The sequence below is a fragment of the Peribacillus folii genome, from assembly GCF_030271255.1.
GTDB lineage: Bacteria > Bacillota > Bacilli > Bacillales > DSM-1321 > Peribacillus.
On sequence record NZ_JASJOM010000011.1, the window covers coordinates 13,574 to 31,019 of the forward strand.

At 44.1% G+C, this 17,446-nt stretch carries 15 protein-coding genes; 8 read left to right on the forward strand and 7 right to left on the reverse strand.

The window, feature by feature from the left end:
* Window positions 1-199 precede the first annotated feature (199 nt).
* Together QNI08_RS17615 and QNI08_RS17620 are read left to right on the forward strand one after the other, a co-directional pair.
* The gene (locus QNI08_RS17615) at window positions 200-4,672 is read left to right on the forward strand and encodes a glutamate synthase-related protein (protein ID WP_285768708.1); all 4,473 of its coding nucleotides are present in this window, start codon (window positions 200-202) and stop codon (window positions 4,670-4,672) included.
* A gap of 317 nt (window positions 4,673-4,989) precedes the next feature.
* Entirely contained in the window at window positions 4,990-6,081 is a 1,092-nt protein-coding gene (locus QNI08_RS17620) for an aromatic acid exporter family protein (protein WP_285768709.1), read from the forward strand.
* A gap of 57 nt (window positions 6,082-6,138) precedes the next feature.
* Here the strand turns inward: QNI08_RS17620 and QNI08_RS17625 are convergent, their stop codons facing one another.
* Window positions 6,139-6,597, reverse strand: coding sequence for a MarR family winged helix-turn-helix transcriptional regulator (locus QNI08_RS17625; protein WP_285768710.1), 459 nt, complete (start codon window positions 6,595-6,597; stop codon window positions 6,139-6,141).
* A gap of 346 nt (window positions 6,598-6,943) precedes the next feature.
* On the opposite strand from QNI08_RS17625, the gene QNI08_RS17630 reads away from it, so the two are divergent.
* The 5 genes from QNI08_RS17630 to QNI08_RS17650 all read left to right on the forward strand — a co-directional run bounded on the left by QNI08_RS17630 (window position 6,944) and on the right by QNI08_RS17650 (window position 11,363).
* A complete protein-coding gene (locus tag QNI08_RS17630; protein WP_285768711.1) occupies window positions 6,944-7,582 on the forward strand; it encodes a biotin/lipoyl-containing protein in 639 nt (212 codons plus the stop codon).
* Between the two features lie 53 nt (window positions 7,583-7,635).
* Window positions 7,636-9,240 carry a DHA2 family efflux MFS transporter permease subunit gene (locus QNI08_RS17635; RefSeq protein ID WP_483313794.1) on the forward strand — a complete coding sequence of 535 codons (1,605 nt, stop codon included), beginning with the start codon at window positions 7,636-7,638 and terminating at the stop codon, window positions 9,238-9,240.
* Window positions 9,241-9,258: 18 nt separating this feature from the next.
* Window positions 9,259-9,789, forward strand: a complete 531-nt coding sequence (locus QNI08_RS17640) for an NAD(P)H-dependent oxidoreductase (RefSeq protein WP_285768713.1) — start codon at window positions 9,259-9,261, stop codon at window positions 9,787-9,789.
* 13 nt (window positions 9,790-9,802) lie between these two features.
* The gene (locus QNI08_RS17645; protein ID WP_285768714.1) at window positions 9,803-10,153 is read left to right on the forward strand and encodes a hypothetical protein; all 351 of its coding nucleotides are present in this window, start codon (window positions 9,803-9,805) and stop codon (window positions 10,151-10,153) included.
* Window positions 10,154-10,442: 289 nt separating this feature from the next.
* Complete coding sequence (locus tag QNI08_RS17650) at window positions 10,443-11,363, forward strand: EamA family transporter (protein ID WP_285768715.1); 921 nt, start codon at window positions 10,443-10,445, stop codon at window positions 11,361-11,363.
* A gap of 270 nt (window positions 11,364-11,633) precedes the next feature.
* Here the strand turns inward: QNI08_RS17650 and QNI08_RS17655 are convergent, their stop codons facing one another.
* The 5 genes from QNI08_RS17655 to fabL form a co-directional block, all read right to left on the reverse strand.
* A complete protein-coding gene (locus QNI08_RS17655) occupies window positions 11,634-13,382 on the reverse strand; it encodes an ABC transporter ATP-binding protein (RefSeq protein ID WP_285768716.1) in 1,749 nt (582 codons plus the stop codon).
* A 174-nt stretch (window positions 13,383-13,556) separates the two neighbouring features.
* Window positions 13,557-14,087: a nucleoside tri-diphosphate phosphatase gene (ntdP, locus tag QNI08_RS17660; RefSeq protein WP_285768717.1), complete on the reverse strand. Its 531-nt coding sequence runs from the start codon at window positions 14,085-14,087 to the stop codon at window positions 13,557-13,559.
* Window positions 14,088-14,318: 231 nt separating this feature from the next.
* Window positions 14,319-14,573 carry a YgaB family protein gene (locus QNI08_RS17665; RefSeq protein ID WP_285768718.1) on the reverse strand — a complete coding sequence of 85 codons (255 nt, stop codon included), beginning with the start codon at window positions 14,571-14,573 and terminating at the stop codon, window positions 14,319-14,321.
* A 171-nt stretch (window positions 14,574-14,744) separates the two neighbouring features.
* Entirely contained in the window at window positions 14,745-14,996 is a 252-nt protein-coding gene (locus QNI08_RS17670; RefSeq protein WP_061142489.1) for a gamma-type small acid-soluble spore protein, read from the reverse strand.
* Between the two features lie 71 nt (window positions 14,997-15,067).
* Window positions 15,068-15,817 carry an enoyl-[acyl-carrier-protein] reductase FabL gene (fabL, locus tag QNI08_RS17675; RefSeq protein WP_285768719.1) on the reverse strand — a complete coding sequence of 250 codons (750 nt, stop codon included), beginning with the start codon at window positions 15,815-15,817 and terminating at the stop codon, window positions 15,068-15,070.
* A 67-nt stretch (window positions 15,818-15,884) separates the two neighbouring features.
* Between fabL and QNI08_RS17680 the strand changes: the two genes are divergently transcribed.
* Window positions 15,885-16,109 carry a hypothetical protein gene (locus QNI08_RS17680; protein WP_285768720.1) on the forward strand — a complete coding sequence of 75 codons (225 nt, stop codon included), beginning with the start codon at window positions 15,885-15,887 and terminating at the stop codon, window positions 16,107-16,109.
* Window positions 16,110-16,178: 69 nt separating this feature from the next.
* Here the strand turns inward: QNI08_RS17680 and mutY are convergent, their stop codons facing one another.
* Window positions 16,179-17,291: an A/G-specific adenine glycosylase gene (gene mutY, locus QNI08_RS17685; protein WP_285768721.1), complete on the reverse strand. Its 1,113-nt coding sequence runs from the start codon at window positions 17,289-17,291 to the stop codon at window positions 16,179-16,181.
* Window positions 17,292-17,446: the final 155 nt, after the last annotated feature.

A 17,446-nucleotide genomic window follows, 5' to 3' on the forward strand; every position in this document is an offset into this window, starting at 1 on the left:
CCAATACCCCATCCAATCGATTGTATAAAAAATTGATTTCTGAATATTTAGATGATATGATATGGATACATTTAATTACATTTATACCCTTTCTTTCAATCTATCAAGAACTTGGACTATCGTTCAGGTTTATTAATATTTCCCCGATTATAGGAGGTGAAGGGCAGAAAATAAGGGTAACCTTATTCAAGCCGCATATATGATCCACCAATGGACACCCGCTACATTCAATGAATTTCACAAGCAAGGACATGATGCATGCGGAATTGTTGCCTGCATCGAAAAAAAGAAAGTCCCTACAAACGACAACATCTTTGCCTGCATCGATGCCCTGGTTAAAATGAACCATCGCTGCGGCTTCATCAATGGAGAAGGCGATGGCGCCGGAATCCATATCGATATTCCGCGGGCTCTTTGGAAAAAAAAGCTTGAAGCGGAGAATGTTGATCCTGGCTTCGTCGATCAAGAAGGCTTCATAGTCGGTCACCTATTTCTAAGCAAAAAAGCTGAAGCTAACGAACTAAAGTTCGAAGTCAAAGAGAAGCTGCTTCAGCATGGACTTTCCTTGATCTTCGAGACGGATAAAGCATACCGCTCTGAGGCATTGGGGCCAATCGCCATCCAAGAAGACCCTGTGTTTTGGCAGTTTGCCTGTTCTGCCGCAAACACCAAAAGCAAGATGCTTTCAAATGTTCTTTTTGAGCTGACCTCAGACATCGAAAAAAGTGATTTCATCCATGTTGCATCCTTAAGCCAGCATTATGCAGTCTACAAGGTGATGGGCGCCGGGGATACCCTTCCTGCCTACTATCTTGATCTTGCCGACCCACTGGCAGCCTCTGCGATGACACTTGGGCATAATCGTTTTTCCACCAATACCCTTTCAAGCTTCTTTCGGGTCCAGCCTTTCAGTGTGCTTGGCCATAATGGCGAAATCAACACGATCGCCAAATTACGTGATGAAGCGCGGATGATCGGCGTGCCCATCGCCCAAGACGGAAGCGACTCGCAGGATTTGAACAAGACCATCGAAACCTTCATATGCCGGCATGGCTACTCTTTGTTTGAAGCCGTCGACCTCATGTTCCCGCCGATCATTAATGAAATCAAGGAATATCCCGATCACCTGCAGGACTTATATACGTATTTACGGGAAGCATGGGGGCATTTTGCACAGGGACCGGCTGGAATCATTTCGCGCTTCGGCGACGAAGCCGTGTTCTCCGTCGACTCTTTAGGCCTGCGTCCGTTGTGGAATATCGAAACGGAAACCTCCTATATGTTCACGTCCGAACCTGGGATTATCCCTTCCGGTGAATTCACGGGAGACCCCAAACCGTTGGGACCAGGAGAAAAAGTCGGCTTAAAGTGGAACGGCGACCGCATTGAATTATACACCTATAAGGATTTTCAGGATAAAGTCTTCGAGCTCTTCAATGATCGATTCGTCCTTTCCGATGATCGTTTCCGCTTACAGCCGCATGTTTTTGAAAAAGTTGTCACGATGGAAAACATGCAAGCCATTCATAATGGGCAATATAAAGCCTTTGGCTGGGAGCGGGAGCATGTTCAATTGGTGGAACAGATGGCCGAGAAAGGTGCAGAACCCATCCGATCCCTTGGTCATGATGCGCCGCTGGCGGCACTCAATCCTCAACGGACCAATATTGCAGATTTCATCAAGGAGAGCGTAGCGGTCGTAACCAATCCGGCCATCGACAGGGATCGGGAAACGGAGCACTTCTCGACAAGGACCATCATCGGAATACGCCCTTCCCTATTTGAAGCCAAAAAGGCCGGCAAAATTCATGAACTGCTTACTCCCTTATTGATTGAAGGCTTGACGGGTTATCAATGCTCATCCGTCCTTTCGCAGCCAAGCTATGATCAGTTCATTCATTATAACCAGGACCAAAAACTCGCACACTTCATTTCCAGCACATTCAAGGTGGACGAAAGCATTACAGATGCTCTTACAAGAATTACGGATGAGGCGGTCGAAGCGGTCGATGGCGGCAAAACGCTGCTCGTTCTGGATGATGCCCTCGCCCATCAAAACGATCACCTGCTGCTGGATCCCCACCTTGTCACGTCAGCTGTCGATCAAGCATTGGTGCATACAGGCAAGCGCAGGGATTGCTCCATCCTTTTACGTTCCGCCTCACTAAGGTCATTGCATGATATCATCGTTTCTTATGGACTTGGGGCAAACTTGATCAGTCCATATTATATGTTCCTTTCCTTATCATCAGAGGACCTAAAGGGGATTACCAATCTATATAACTCCTTGACGAAGGGGCTTGAAAAGGTCATTTCCACCATCGGCATTCATGAGCTGCGCGGGTATGGAAGACTGTTCTCCAGCATCGGCTTACATGAGGAAATTGCAACCTATTTACATGTCGCTAACTTCTTCGGATCCGATGACTTGGATTTTAATTTCGACAAGATCAAGGCTGATGCCATCCAGCGCGCGGAAGATTTCAACAATGATAAGGAACGCATGGGCAAAACCTTTCATTTATTCCCAAGAATTTGGAAGTCGATTGGTGAAGTGGCTTCAAGCGGTGACTATGACGCTTATCGCGAAAAGATCACAGAGCAAGAAGAATCCAATCCTACGGCTATCCGCCATTTAACATCTTTAAAAACTTCGGATGCTCCGATTCCATCTGAAAAAGTCAATCTATCGATCGGTGAGCAAGAACTTCCCTTCGTCATAGCTTCCATGTCCTTTGGCTCGCAAAACGAGATAGCTTTCCGTGCTTATGCAGAGGCTGCCGAACGGCTAGGCATGATCAGCATGAATGGCGAAGGCGGGGAAATCAAGGATATGCTGGGCAAATACCCAAAATCACGGGGACAGCAAATCGCTTCCGGCCGTTTCGGTGTTAATGCAGAGCTCTTGAACTCTTCCAATCTCCTGGAAATAAAAATTGGCCAGGGGGCAAAGCCTGGTGAAGGGGGGCACCTTCCCGGATCGAAGGTTACAGCAAAAATCGCTGAAGCCCGGAATGCAACAATCGGTTCAGATTTGATCTCCCCTTCCAATAACCATGATATTTATTCCATTGAAGATCTGGCTCAAATGATCCATGAATTGAAAACGGCGAATGATAAAGCGAAAGTAGCCGTCAAGGTGCCTGTCGTTCCAAACATTGGCACGATTGCAGTCGGGGTCGCCAAGGCAGGGGCCGATATCATAACGCTTTCCGGCTTTGATGGCGGGACGGGAGCTGCCAGGATTCATGCACTTGCACACGTCGGCCTTCCAGTCGAGATCGGTGTGAAGGCTGCCCATAATGCACTGCTTGAGTCGGGCATTCGCCAAAGTGTGGAAATTTGGGCAGATGGCGGGTTAAAAAGCTCGATGGATATCATGAAAGTGATGCTGCTTGGGGCGAACCGCGTCGGCTTTGGCACCCTCTCAATGATTGCCGTCGGCTGTACGACATGCCGAGGCTGCCACCTTGATACTTGTCATGTAGGCATCGCCACACAAATCGAATCCGAAGCACAAGCGAAGGAGCACGGGCTGCGGCGTTTCGTACCCCGGAAATTCGATTTGGCCGTTCAAGGCTTGATGAATATGTACAATGCATTTGCCATAGAACTTAAACGATTGACCGGCTCGCTAGGCGTGAAGAATCTTCAGGACATCGTCGGCCGTTCCGATTTACTCCAGCAAGTTAAGGGGCAGCATTCCCTTGATTTAACCTATCTATTAAAGAATCTGGATATAACGCCATTTTCCAATCAGGAAAAAGAGGCCTATTTGGATGAAAGCTCGATGCAGGTTGCAGTTGGTGCAGAATATCTCGATTCACATGTCGATGACCTTCGGCAATCACGCAGCTATAGCTCGATCACTTCCGAACAGCGTGTACTCGGAAGCCGGGTCTCCTGTCATCGCGTTAGGGGGAGGCTTGATGGATCATACAAAAAGCTCCCCCCTGTCCACCTCTCCTACCAGGATGGTTCAATACCAGGCAATGGCCTTGGAGCTTACAATACGGAGGGAATTACGATCAGCGTGAACGGCGGCGCACAAGACGGCATCGGCAAAACATCGATTGGCGGAAATATCGCCATCTTTAAATCCCCCGGAAAAGATGGGAGGTTCTACAATGGCTCGGTCGGCAAGGGCTTCGGCTACGGTGCACAGCACGGTCTGCTCATTGCCCAAGGGGATGCCGATGCAAGGGCTGGAATCCGGCTTTCGGGAGCGGATATGATCATTGGCGGATTGTTGAAACAGCCAATTCCCGAAAAGGAAACCGGTAATATTGCGGTAACCTCCAATATCAAAGGATTCGCTTTCGAATACATGACAAATGGCAGAGGTTTGGTTCTAGGCGATCCTGGTCCATGGATTTGTGCAGGTATGACCGGAGGAGTCGTATATTTACGCCAACAGCCTGAAAGTGGTTTAACGAAGGACGTGATAAAGAAGCGGGTCGCCAAAGGAGCGAAGATTTCGATCGAACCCCTCTCTCTTCAAGGCATACAGGACGTGGCCGAACTTCTCGGCAACTATACAACCCAGCTGAAGGAACAGGGCCAAACGGAAGAAGCTGTCTCCCTGGAGGTCCTGCTCCAAAATCCCGGAAAGCATTTCCTTCAGATCGTGCCGGTTAAGGAACAGGCCGACCCAGCTGTTTCCACGGAGTGACGCATTCATTACCTATCGGGTCAAAAAACCGATGCTCTTCTATCCGAGCATCGGTTTTTTTCAGTCAGATTTGCTTGGACTGGCGAAAAAGACGGAAAAATAGCAGTTGAAAACAACCATTAAATTGCCTATATTTTCGTTATATATTAAACTGGAATTTACCTCTTGCAGCTTTAAGGATCTGCTCTAGGTTAGTTTTTGTTTACATCCCATTATTTTAGTGTAAAGTACTAACAAATAAGTTAGAATACAACTTTAAGCAATAGTCTATATATAAATAGTGCCATATAAATTATAAAGAAAGGATTTACCTATATATGAAGTTTGGTGCCCGCATTCTCAAAACAGGAATAGCCATCGTTTTAGCGCTTTATCTTTCGGAACTGCTTAATCTGCCTGCTCCTGTCCTTTCTGGGATTGCTGCAATTTTTGCAATACAGCCCACCATATACCGTTCATACCAAACGGTATTGGAGCAAATACAAGGAAATATCATTGGTGCGTTGGTTGCGGTCTCCTTCGTTTTGCTTTTCGGAAATGATATTTTTATCATCGGCCTTGCCGTAATGGTTGTCATAACCATCAATTTAAAACTGAAAATGGACAAAACGATTGTCCTTTCCATCGTGACTGTCATCGCCATCATGGAAAGCCAGGACGGGGAATTCCTGAATTTCGCCTTTATACGTCTCTCCTCCGTCTTGCTTGGTATCGTTTCTTCTTTTATCGTGAATCTCGTATTCATTCCTCCAAAGTATGAAGCAAAGCTTTATACACGGATTACCGATGTAACGGAAGATATCCTGAAATGGATTAGGATCAGCACAAGGCATGCTACAGAACACACTTTATTGAAGAAAGACATCAGCCGCCTGAAAGCGGAGCTGCTCGATTTGGAACATATCTATTCCATGTACAAAGAGGAACGGGAATACTTCAAAAAGAACAGTTTAGCTAAGGCCAGGAAGCTTGTCATTTATCGGCAGATGATCATTACAACAAAAAAAGCGTTTGAAACCTTGAAGAGGATCCATAAATTCGAGAACGAAATCTATCAAATGCCTGAGGATTTCCAGAAGAGTATTTTACATCAGCTTGATTCGTTGATCCGGAAGCATGAGCAGTTGATTTTATTGCATATTGAAAAAATCAAATCAATCGGGGAAATTGAGGACTGGGACCAGGATTGCTTAAGTCGGAAAGAACTGCTGGCACACTTTTTCGAACAGCAAAATTACGTGGATGAAATGCATGATAATCTGGGCCACCTCTCTGCCCGTCTTGTACCATTGATTTCCTCCATCATCGAATATGACGAACAATTGGAGCACCTTGAAAAGCTGATTGTCAGCTTTCAGTCCTTCCATAAGGATGAGAACGAAATCTCTGTACAATATGAAGAAGATTAAAAAAGACGGTTCCCAGGAACCGTCTTTTTTGTCTCTATTTTGAGGATGGCTGTACTGTCAATCATCCAAAAGGTTTTGATCTGCCGCCTTTTCAATCGTTTCCAATTTAACCATAAGATCCTGCAGTTCTTCTTCGGTGAATGAATTGAAGTTCTTCCCTATCGAGCGGTTATGCTCCGCAAGTACTTTCCCCAAAATGTCTATTCCCGCCTCTTTCAATTCAAGGTTGATGACCCTGCGATCCTTTTCAGAGGGCTGACGCTTCACATAGCCCATTTCGACCAGCTTATCCACAAATACGGTGATCGCACTTGGCTTTACAGTCAAAAAGTCAGCCAGATCAGTCGATTTAATCGATCCCTCTTTTTTTAATATCAATAATATGAAAAACTGAGGCGACGTTAATCCATAAGGCTGAAGGTTTTTCGCTACGATGGCACGAAGCTTCTTCCTAATCCGAAAAATCTGCATTTCTATACTATTCGTTACTTCCCATTTAAAATCCAGCCTTCTCACTCCTTATATAGGACAATCCTACCTCTTAAATTTAATTAAACCCCATTACATTGTCAACCTTCCTTCCCATATATCCTTAAAACTTTAAAAATTTTAAATTAATCCCAATAATTTGTATTTATTTCCCACTATTTTTCGGAATAAATTACATGACAAAAATTATTTAAACTGGTAAACTCTTTACTTATTAATGTTAATACTTATAAAAATTAATATTTATTAAAATTAATAATAAACATATGATATAGGGGGCAGGTAGCAGATAAAACACGTCAAGTGAAGTCATTGGAATTTGGCAATATATGTTTAAAAGTATCATTGATTAATATTTTTGGAGGCGAAACAAGTGAATAGAGGACGTTTAGTTTTAATCAATGTCATTGGTTTGGTTATTATTTTAGCGGTTGTAGCTGGTGGGGCTTACTACTATTATGAAAGCACGAATTTCATCAAAACGGACGAAGCAAAAGTGACAGGGGATTTATATACGATCGTTGCGCCTGCTGCCGGCAAGCTAGCGGATTGGGATCTCCAAGAAGGTGACAATGTCAGCAAAAACGATAAAGTTGCTGCCGTAAGCACTGCAGAAGGAAAAGAAACTGTAAAGACAGCAGCACGAGGAACTGTCGTTAAAACTCAAGTACATGATGAACAGCTGGTTCAAGCGGGTCAAACACTGGCCCAAACGATAGATATGGATGATTTATCCATCACAGCTAATATTGAGGAAAATAAATTGAAAAATATCGAAAAAGGTGACAGCGTCGATATTATCATTGATGGAGATTCCGATACAGTCTTCGAAGGTACATTGGAACAAATCGGTTATGCTACAACTTCCGTCTTTTCCGTGATGGGCAATCAAAACAGCAGCGGAAACTATACGAAAGTCACGCAAAAAGTACCAGTTAAAATATCCATCAAAGCTCCATCCGATAAAGTACTGCCTGGTATGAATGCAGAAGTGAAAATTTCAACCAATTAATAAGCTGCACAGTTATACAGAAAGGAGGCTTTCCTTAAATGGCTTCTCAAACAATCTCAATCAATGAAAACAAGGGCATGAAGCAATTCGCCCCGATGTTAATTATCTTAATGCTGGGTTTGTTCATGGTCATTTTGAACCAAACCCTGCTTAGTGTCGCCATGCCGAGGATGATGGCCGAATTCAATGTAGCTGCGACTACGATACAGTGGTTATCAACTGGTTTCATGCTTGTGAACGGGGCCTTGATTCCTCTTTCCGCCTTTTTAATCGAACGATTTGGCACACGCTTGCTATTTTTAGCTGCCATGTTTCTATTCACGATCGGGACACTCATCTGCGGGATTGCACCAAATTTCCCAGTCATTCTCACGGGCCGGCTGATTCAGGCCGCTGGCGGAGGAATCCTGCAGCCATTGGTCATGACGATCATTCTTTTTATCTTCCCGCCGGAAATGCGCGGAAAAGGGATGGGAATCTTCGGCTTGGCCATCATGTTCGCTCCTGCCATCGGGCCTACTTTATCAGGTTGGGTCATTCAGGAATATAGCTGGCGCGTCATGTTCTACGCAATGGTGCCATTAGGCGCGATCGTCATGATACTTGCCCTATTGAGTATGCGGAATGTAGCGGAGCCCAAGAAAATCAAATTGGATCTTATGGGTGCCTCTTTATCCTTGATAGGTGTTGCCTCACTCTTATACGGTGTCAGTGAAGCAGGTTCCAAAGGCTGGACGGATTCGATCGTTCTTGGAACGATCATCGTCGGACTTATCCTGTTGACCCTATTTGTGTTACAACAGCTAAAATCAGATAAACCCATGCTCGACTTCCGTGTATTCAAATATGACATGTTCGTATTATCGAATATCATTTCGGCCATCATTACAGTTGCCATGTTTACAGGCATTTTCTTATTGCCTATTTATTTACAAACACTAAGAGGATTCACACCTGTTCAATCCGGACTATTAATGTTGCCCGGAGCACTTGTCATGATGGTGATGTCCCCCATTTCAGGAGCACTATTCGACAAAGTGGGACCACGTCCATTAGCATTGGTAGGGTTGACAATTACTGCAATTACGACCTACGAATTCGCTAGACTGACGACAGAGACCACTTATTCGACATTGGTCATCATCTATGCCATCCGTGCCTTTGGTATGTCCATGCTGATGATGCCGATCATGACAGCCGGGATGAATCAGCTGCCGAAGCAGTTGAATACCCACGGTACGGCTATGAGCAATACACTGAAGCAAGTGACCGGAGCGATCGGTACCAGCTTCGTCACCACCATCTATACAAATCGTGCTTCTTTCCACGGGACTTCCTTAGGAATGGATATGAGTACGAGTGATCCCGGCTTTGTCCAGAATTTCCAGGCGATCGTCCAATCCATCATGAGCACAATGAATCAAACGAGTGAGCAAGCAAGGGAAACGGCAATGTCATTGATTTCCACCCAAATCCAAGGGCAAGCTAATGTTATGGGTATCAATGATGCATTCTTTTGGGCAACAGGATTTGCAGTTGTCGGGATCGTACTGTCATTGTTTTTACGTGACGTACGCAAGGATAAAGCGATCCAACAAGCTAAAGAAGAAAAATTGGATGTACCTTTGCTGCCTTCACCAGTGAAAAAATCTGTTTAATCATACGGGGGTATCAGGATGAAAATCTATGTTGTATACGACAGTGAAGGCAATCATACAAAAGCACTTGCCGAATCAATAGCCCAAGGAGCCGCTGCGGTTCCTGGAGCCGAGGTTCTCATTGACCATGTAAACGAAGCGGATGTTTATAAGCTTCAGGACATGGATGCCATCATTTGGGGCTGCCCGGGCCATTTCGGAACCATCAGTTCGAGTTTGAAAGCTTGGATTGATAAACTTGGATATTTATGGGCCGAAGGTGCGCTCATAAATAAAGTGGGCGCTGTATTCTGTACGACGGCCACTGTACACGGAGGGCTAGAGGCAACCATGCTCAATCTAATCACCCCAATGCTCCACCAAGGAATGATCATCGTCGGCTTGCCTGGCACCGTTCCTGAAAACGCCTTGTACGGATCCTACTATGGTGTAGGAATAAGCTGCCCGCCAGGTGTGGATGATAACATCTCCAAAAATGACCTGCTGCTTGGGGAAGCATTGGGAAAACGGGTGGCCCAAGTCACCCGTTCATTCACAAACGAGCTCTAGGAGGCTTGATTCAATGGGCTTAATTCTAATTATCATCATCGTTGCGATTTTAGCGATCACAGGCTTGATCACCTTCAATATCAAAACCTTATCACCTGCAGAGAAGACGGTTATCAAGGAAGATGAGCCTTCATCCGAATTCGATTCCCCTTCAGTTGCTGAGCTTGATACCGAACTCATCGTCCCTGCAGACGACGATGAGTTGAAAATGAAGGACCAGGATTATCGTTTGGCGCTTTCTAAGCTCCATAAGCAAACACCAAACGATGAACCAGCACAAGAAGAAAAGAAACCTAACGTTGGCAAGATGAAGGACTCGGAATACCGTGGTAAGTTGAAGAATTTTCAGCAGAAGGACGACTGAAATTCGCAATCCCCAAAGGCAAATTTGCCTTTGGGGATTTTTTCATTGATGAAGATAGCGATTGCGGGTCCCCTTTTCTTTCGCTTTTACTTCATGAGGGTGAGGAGCTTTTACTTATTTTTCTGGTTGACAATTATTCACCAAGACCTTAAGCTTAGGTCATGCAACACAAACATTTTTTTAAACTCAGCTTTTGTTGAGAGACGGAATTTTAAAAGGATTTCCTTTTTTCGTTCGTCACTTGCCGTTTTGGCAGGTGGCGATTTTTATTTTTATAGGGGTGAAAAACATGCAACTTTTGAAGTATTCTCTAATGGTGTTAATTGGTTCAATTTCATATGGTACCTTATCGACCCAAATGAAATTTGGTTTCATGGATGGCCATTCTTCCGGTGAACTGGTCGGCAGTCAATATCTCTTAGGTTGGCTGATCATATCCGTTTTATTCCTTTTCTCATTCAAATATAAAGTGCCTTGGAAAAGTGTCGGTTTGTTGATGGTTACAGGCATGATGTCCACTTTCGTCGGAAAGGCATATGCCGTGTCCGTATCGGAGCTTCCCGCTTCGATTGCCGTCGTCTTCTTATTCCAATTCACTTGGATAGGTGTCCTCCTTGAAAGCTTACTAAACAAGAGACGTCCGGATAAAAATAAGCTGATTGCCATTTTCGTCCTGTTCATCGGCACATTGTTTGCAGGAGCCATTTTCGGACAGCCGCTCTCTGCGCTTAGCTTGAAGGGTGTATCGTTCGGACTGTTATCCGCGTTGCTTTTTGCGCTTTATATGTATTGCAACTCTCAATTCGCAGTTGGGGAATCATCGATGAAACGGTTGTTTTTCATTGCAACGGGAGCGATGCTGACTGCTGTATTCACGACTAATCCTGTCACACTCGTTACAAACCTTGTCCAAACGAATCTATGGTATTATGGGTTAATGCTCGGCATTTTAGGCGTTCTTATCCCTTTCTTCTTCTTCTCTGTAAGCTTACCGAAAGTGGGGGTCGGACTTGGAACAATCCTTTGTGCTGCGGAATTGCCATCGGCAATGGTCGTTTCCGTCATCTTCTTGAATGAACAGGTTACGTCACTGCAATGGTTCGGGATGGGCCTGATTATTTTCGGTATCGCCCTGCCTGAAGGAATGAAGCATCTCCCGCACATCCTTCCTAGCAAGAATAAAGCTTTACATGAAAAAAGAATTTCTTGATGGGTTCTTTACAAAATATATTTATACCAAAGGAAAGCCAAATAACCATTTGAGCTTTCTTTGGTTTTTCTTGTTTTGATTGTCGGACCGTTCCACTTCACTCATTGAACTTCAATCCTCAGTTTTGGAGGCAGGCGTTCGCTTAACCAGAGGGTGCGGGTCATTGGGTTCGAAAAAAGGAACACACTGAACCAAAATAAAAAGGTTTCGGAATGCAACATCCGAAACCTTTTTTTCTGTATACTGCGATCGGGTGAATGAAAGCCTTTTTTAGGAACCCAATTGTTGTACCTGAAACAGGCTGTAATAATGTCCCTGCTTTTTCATTAGCTCTTCATGTGTTCCGATTTCGGTAATTTCCCCATTATCGATATGGACGATTCGATCGGCATGTGTAATCGTGGACAACCGGTGAGCCACGATGATGGTTGTCCGGTTTTTAGCCAAAATGTCCAGCGCCTCCTGGATATAATGTTCACTCTCTAAGTCCAAGGCTGATGTTGCTTCGTCCAGTACAAGGATGGGCGGGTTTTTCAAGAAAACTCTTGCGATGGCAATCCGTTGCTTTTGCCCACCGGATAATTTCACGCCGCGCTCGCCTACTTTCGTTTCGTACCCCTCTTTTAGCCCGGTGATAAAATCATGGGCATTTGCCGCTTTTGCTGCTTCAATGACTTCTTCGTCACTTGCATCGGGCCGGCCCATCAGGATATTCGCCTTAACCGATTCACTAAATAAGATATTGTCCTGCAGCACCATGCCGATCTTATCCCTCAGGCTGCGGACTTGAAAGTTCCGGATATCGGTTCCATCCAATAAGACCCTTCCCTGTGTCACATCATAAAAGCGGGATATCAAGCTGACGATAGAGGATTTCCCACCGCCGCTCATGCCGACCAGTGCAATGGTTTCTCCCGGCATGACATCCAGATTTATATGCTTTAATACAGGTGCCTCCCCCTCATCATACGCAAACGATACATCCGCGAATGTGATATGTCCATCTACATGCTTTAGCTCTTTCGCACCGGGCTCATCATCGATATCATACTTTTCATCGACAAACTCAAACACCCTATCCATGGAAGCCAATGTCTGGGTCATGGTCGTTGAAGAATTAACCAGCCTTCTGAGCGGATTATAAAGCCGATCTATAAAGCCAACGAACGCAACCATCGTCCCCAATGACAATTGATCCTGAATGACCTGGTATCCGGCAAATCCAATCACAAGTAACGGTGCAATATCCGTGATCGTATTGACGACTGCAAAGGATTTGGCATTCCAGCTCGTATGCTTCAAGGCTTTATCCAGGAAATTCTGATTCTGTTGTGCAAATAATTCCTGTTCCCGATCTTCTATCGCAAAACTTTTAATGACGGACATCCCTGAGACCCGCTCATGAAGGTGACTTTGTACATCCGCTAATGCTTGGGAACGGACCCTTGTATAAATTCTGAGCTTGCCAAAGAAATGCTTGATCGAGAATGCATAGAACGGAAGCATGATGATGGAAACAATCGTTAACTTCACATCCATCTTGAACATGATGGCTATCACGATGATAATCGTGGCAATATCAAGCCAAAGATTCATCAAACCAGTGATGACAAAGTTCTTCGTTTGTTCAACATCCGTGATCATCCTTGAGATGACCTCTCCCACTCTTGTGTTCGAATAATATTTAAAGCTTAGTTTCTGTATATGAGTAAACAAATCATTTCGAATATCATATAGAATTTTCGTTCCTGTCCATTGAGCGAAATATTGCCGGTAATACTCAATCGGAGGTCTTATCGCAACGAAAATGAATAGCATGATGCCCATGGCATATAAAAGCCGTTCTGATTTCACTGCCTTTGACAGGTCACCATTTCCGATGATGTCATCCACTATATACTTACTGAGCAGTGGAAGCAGCAGCGGAATCCCGAATTTTAAAAGTCCGATTAATACCGTTCCGATTATCTGCCATTTATATGGTTTGACAAAATGCAAATATCTCTTGATGCTTTCCACGGAATCCCCCCATTCCTTACAGTCGTTTCTCCAAGGCTCATGGCTTATATTTTCCTTTTTGAAGGTGAACTATCAAACCGATTTCAATCCATTCCATCAAAAAGTGCCCTTGGAAACGACATATACCCTTACACACTGGAAAAAGCCTGCTCATTAAGCAGCAGGCCTTAACTATCACCGATAGGTCAAGAAGCGTTCATACCAACTATCAATGAACTCTGCGGAAAACGGTCCCTTTCGCTGGCGAATCATATAAATTAAATAGTCTACGTTCTGTTTTAATATTGAATCGATGGCATCAGGATAATTCATTTCTTTTCGATGCCTTTCATATTCATCCTCATCCAGCAAATTAAACGTCATATCTGGGAATACCTTAATGTCCAGGTCATAATCAATGTACTTCAATGCTCCCGCATCGTAGGTGAACGGTGAACTGATATTGCAATAATAATAAACCCCGTCCTCCCTCAACATACCGATAACATTAAACCAATACTTTGAATGAAAATAGCAAATCGCCGGCTCACGCGTAATCCAGGTCCTACCATCCGATTCCGTCACCATAGTACGGTCATTCGCCGCAATCATCAGATTTTGGGTACCCTTTAAAACGGTTGTTTCCTCCCAGATACGATGGATATGTCCATTATGTTTATAGCTATGGATTTGGATTTTTCCTCCTTCGGCAGGAACAATCCCCATATATCTCTCCCTACTTTCTATAGACACCCAATCAGCGTACTGTGCCCTATTCCGTTTCAATTGCCGTGTAATTTAAAATATATACTTTTTTCCATTTACCCTATATTCCTATATTATAGCGATTTATTCGTAAATTTAAAACAAAAGTGGCTAATCTCCCGATGGAAATGTGTAAAAAAGTCAAAAAAATCTGACCATCCACCCATTATCACCAAGAAATTAGCCAATGATTTATCGTATAGCCGCCTGTTGCTGCTGAAAATAACGAATGACTTCTTCCGTTTGACTCTCGAACCGGTCATGGATACCTCTCAATTCCTGCTTCTTGAGTTGAATTTCTTCCTGGATGGTGATGGCTTCACTTTCTTCTTGCAAGGCTAGGAGCTGCTTCTCTATATCCTGGCATTTCTCGATTTCGGATTGTAATAGTAAAAGCTTATCCATCGTTTTCAACTGGTTATTTATTAGCCGGTTAAATTCCTCCATGAATGCACCTTCCTAATCTGTTTTTTTCTATAGTATGTATATTCGATTTTCAACCTAGCATCTCCTTTGACATAAAATGTAAACACAAAGAAACATTTGTCGAATCAAAAGGAGCAAAACAAAAAAAAGCACCCTTCATAAGAAGGATGCCTTTCTTTGTTGTAACAGCAATTAGCCTTGGCTTTTATTGCTTTGAGATTTTGCGTTTTGTTTTTTCACTTCTTGGACGTTTGTTTCAGAAGCAAACTCAGTGCCGTATTGGCCTTGGCCTTGTTGAGAAGCTTGGTTTTGTTTTTTCACTTCTTGAACGTTTGTTTCAGAAGCGAATTCAGTACCGTATTGACCTTGACCTTGTTGAGCTTGTCCGTTTTTATTCTTTACATGTTGGATGTCAGTACCTGATTGCGTTTTGTTTTTAGCCATTGATATCACCTCCACGATAATAAGATAACCATCATGACCGTGTGTTATCCGGCTAAATTTTTCCAGCTTCCTTACACGAGCAAAGAAATGCCTCCATCAACGATGACGGTTTGACCACGGATCATGCTCGCTCCATCGGAAATTAAAAACAGGATCGTGCTCACCATATCCTCCACCTCTACCATTCTTCCTGCAGGAGTTTGTTCTGCCGCCTCTGCTAGCATTTCATCCCGATTCGGGAAGGATTTCAGGGCATCCGTATCGATTACACCGCCAGAAACGGCATTGACACAAATGTTCTTCGCCGCCAGTTCAACCGCTAAATATCTCGTCAATGCTTCAAGCGCGGCTTTTGAAACCCCTACAGCGGTATAGTTTTTCAAATAGCGGATCGAGCCAAGCGAACTGATGCTGACGATTTTTCCGCCTCCGTTTTTTTCCATCAATTTTGCCGCTTCCTGGGCACAAAAAAGCAAGGCCTTCGTATTGATGTCCATCGTCCAATTCCAATGTGTTTCTTCAAGCTCCATCAATGGGCGCTGCACTCCTGACGCTGCATTATTGATGAAGATATCCAAGCGACCATAATATGCATCGATTTCCTCGAACATGCTTTTCACCTTTGCCACGTCGCCTACATTCGCCTTCACCACAAGAGCTTTACGCCCTAATGCTTCGATTTCTGCTGCCACTTCTAATGCTTTCGACTTGCTTCGGGCATAATTAATTACGAGGTCGTAACCTTCCTCTGCGAGTTTTATTGCCGTGCTTCTTCCTAAGCCTTTACTGCTTCCTGTTACGAGCGCCACTTTTTGTTCCATTCGTTTATTCTTCCTTTCTGAGTAAACACCGAATTATAAAATCATTTTTAAAAGGAGTGTTACTGTTATGTATGTTGGACGTGATATGACAGAATTGTCGATGATGAAAAAATCGGAATGGGAAAATAGCGAGCTTGCCTACTTTCATCATTCCCTACAACAAATGGTACCTTATTTGAACCAAGAAGGACAGAGCATCCATAGCGAAATCGTCAAAGAAATTGAAAATAGGGGCGGCCTTACTAGACAGGAAGCCGATTATACTCATGGAACGCAGACGATTTACGATTGAAAGGAAGAAGAGGATATCTTTGCCGATATCCTCTTCTTTCCGCTAAGCGGTCCCCTCTGGTCAAACGCTTCATTTGGTATGCTCTTTATAAGCCTTCATCATCTTTTGATGGGAGACCGGAAAGGCAAACTCCGCCATCTCGTCCTCACTCACCCACTTGAGCTGATGTTCCCGCAAAGTATCTTGACCGATCGTTTCCTTGACTATTCCGATATACGTATCCACTTTCCAAACGAGATGTGAAAAAATATGCTCTATTCGGACAAGCGGTTCCGTGATTTCCGGTTTTGCCCCATACATTTCTTGAAAGCGGTTCTCGTAAAAATCCCGCTTTGGCTGAAGGGGTGCATGGTTCTCGAAGTTGGGATATTCCCAGAGATTTGCCAGTAACCCGGATGATTCTCGCTTGTGTATGAGAAACTCACCTTTTTCATTCGTCAAGACTGCTGCGACGATCGGAACATCCCTCGTTTTTTTCTTTTGGATTTTTATCGGCAGCTCGGTTTGGACACCTGCTTCAAATGCGAGACAATGGCCTTGAACGGGACAGAGCAGACATGCTGGTTTCCCAGGCGTGCAGATCAATGCCCCCAGCTCCATCAAGGCTTGATTGAAAGCAGATGTATGATCATGATCAATTAGCTTCCTGACGGCCGCTTCAAAGGTTTTTCTCGTCTTTGGCTTTGCAATGTCCTCATATATCATTAGGATACGGGATAATACACGCATGACGTTTCCATCGACTGCCGGTTCCGGTTTGCCATAGGCAATGCTTAGGATAGCACCTGCCGTATACGGGCCTACGCCCTTCAGTTTGGAAATTTCCACTGGATCATCCGGGACGATCCCATTATAGGAAGCCCGCACTTCCTGAACGGCACTTTGAAGATTCCTGACACGTGAGTAATAGCCGAGCCCTTCCCATGCCTTCAGGATTTTTTCTTCATCGGCATCTGCAAAGTCCTCAAGTGTCGGGAACCATTCCATGAACCGGTTGAAATAAGGAATAACCGTATCGACCCGCGTTTGCTGAAGCATGATTTCCGACACCCAAACACGGTATGGATCCTTGTTTTTCCTCCATGGCAATTCCCGCTGTTCTTGTTGGAACCAGGAAACTAAATCTTGTTGAAAACCTTTGATGTTGATTTTTTCTATTGTCGGGATCATTATTTCTTTCACAGTAGTTCCTCCAAAGATGTTACACTCTAGTCAAAATTGGGAATACCTATAGTAGGCATTCTTTTTTTATTATCATGTTCATATCCATTTAATTGTAATGGCTCATAAAAATAAGTCAAAATTATATTCATTTGATGGTTAATATATAAATACGG

Bases quoted from the DNA above. Each gene is read 5' to 3' on its own strand.
- QNI08_RS17615 (WP_285768708.1), top strand. From the start codon at position 200: ATGATCCACCAATGGACACCCGCTACATTCAATGAATTTCACAAGCAA.
- QNI08_RS17620 (WP_285768709.1), top strand. From the start codon at position 4,990: ATGAAGTTTGGTGCCCGCATTCTCAAAACAGGAATAGCCATCGTTTTA.
- QNI08_RS17640 (WP_285768713.1), top strand. From the start codon at position 9,259: ATGAAAATCTATGTTGTATACGACAGTGAAGGCAATCATACAAAAGCA.
- QNI08_RS17645 (WP_285768714.1), top strand. From the start codon at position 9,803: ATGGGCTTAATTCTAATTATCATCATCGTTGCGATTTTAGCGATCACA.
- QNI08_RS17650 (WP_285768715.1), top strand. From the start codon at position 10,443: ATGCAACTTTTGAAGTATTCTCTAATGGTGTTAATTGGTTCAATTTCA.
- ntdP (WP_285768717.1), bottom strand. From the start codon at position 14,087: ATGGGGATTGTTCCTGCCGAAGGAGGAAAAATCCAAATCCATAGCTAT.
- QNI08_RS17665 (WP_285768718.1), bottom strand. From the start codon at position 14,573: ATGGAGGAATTTAACCGGCTAATAAATAACCAGTTGAAAACGATGGAT.
- QNI08_RS17670 (WP_061142489.1), bottom strand. From the start codon at position 14,996: ATGGCTAAAAACAAAACGCAATCAGGTACTGACATCCAACATGTAAAG.
- fabL (WP_285768719.1), bottom strand. From the start codon at position 15,817: ATGGAACAAAAAGTGGCGCTCGTAACAGGAAGCAGTAAAGGCTTAGGA.
- QNI08_RS17680 (WP_285768720.1), top strand. From the start codon at position 15,885: ATGTATGTTGGACGTGATATGACAGAATTGTCGATGATGAAAAAATCG.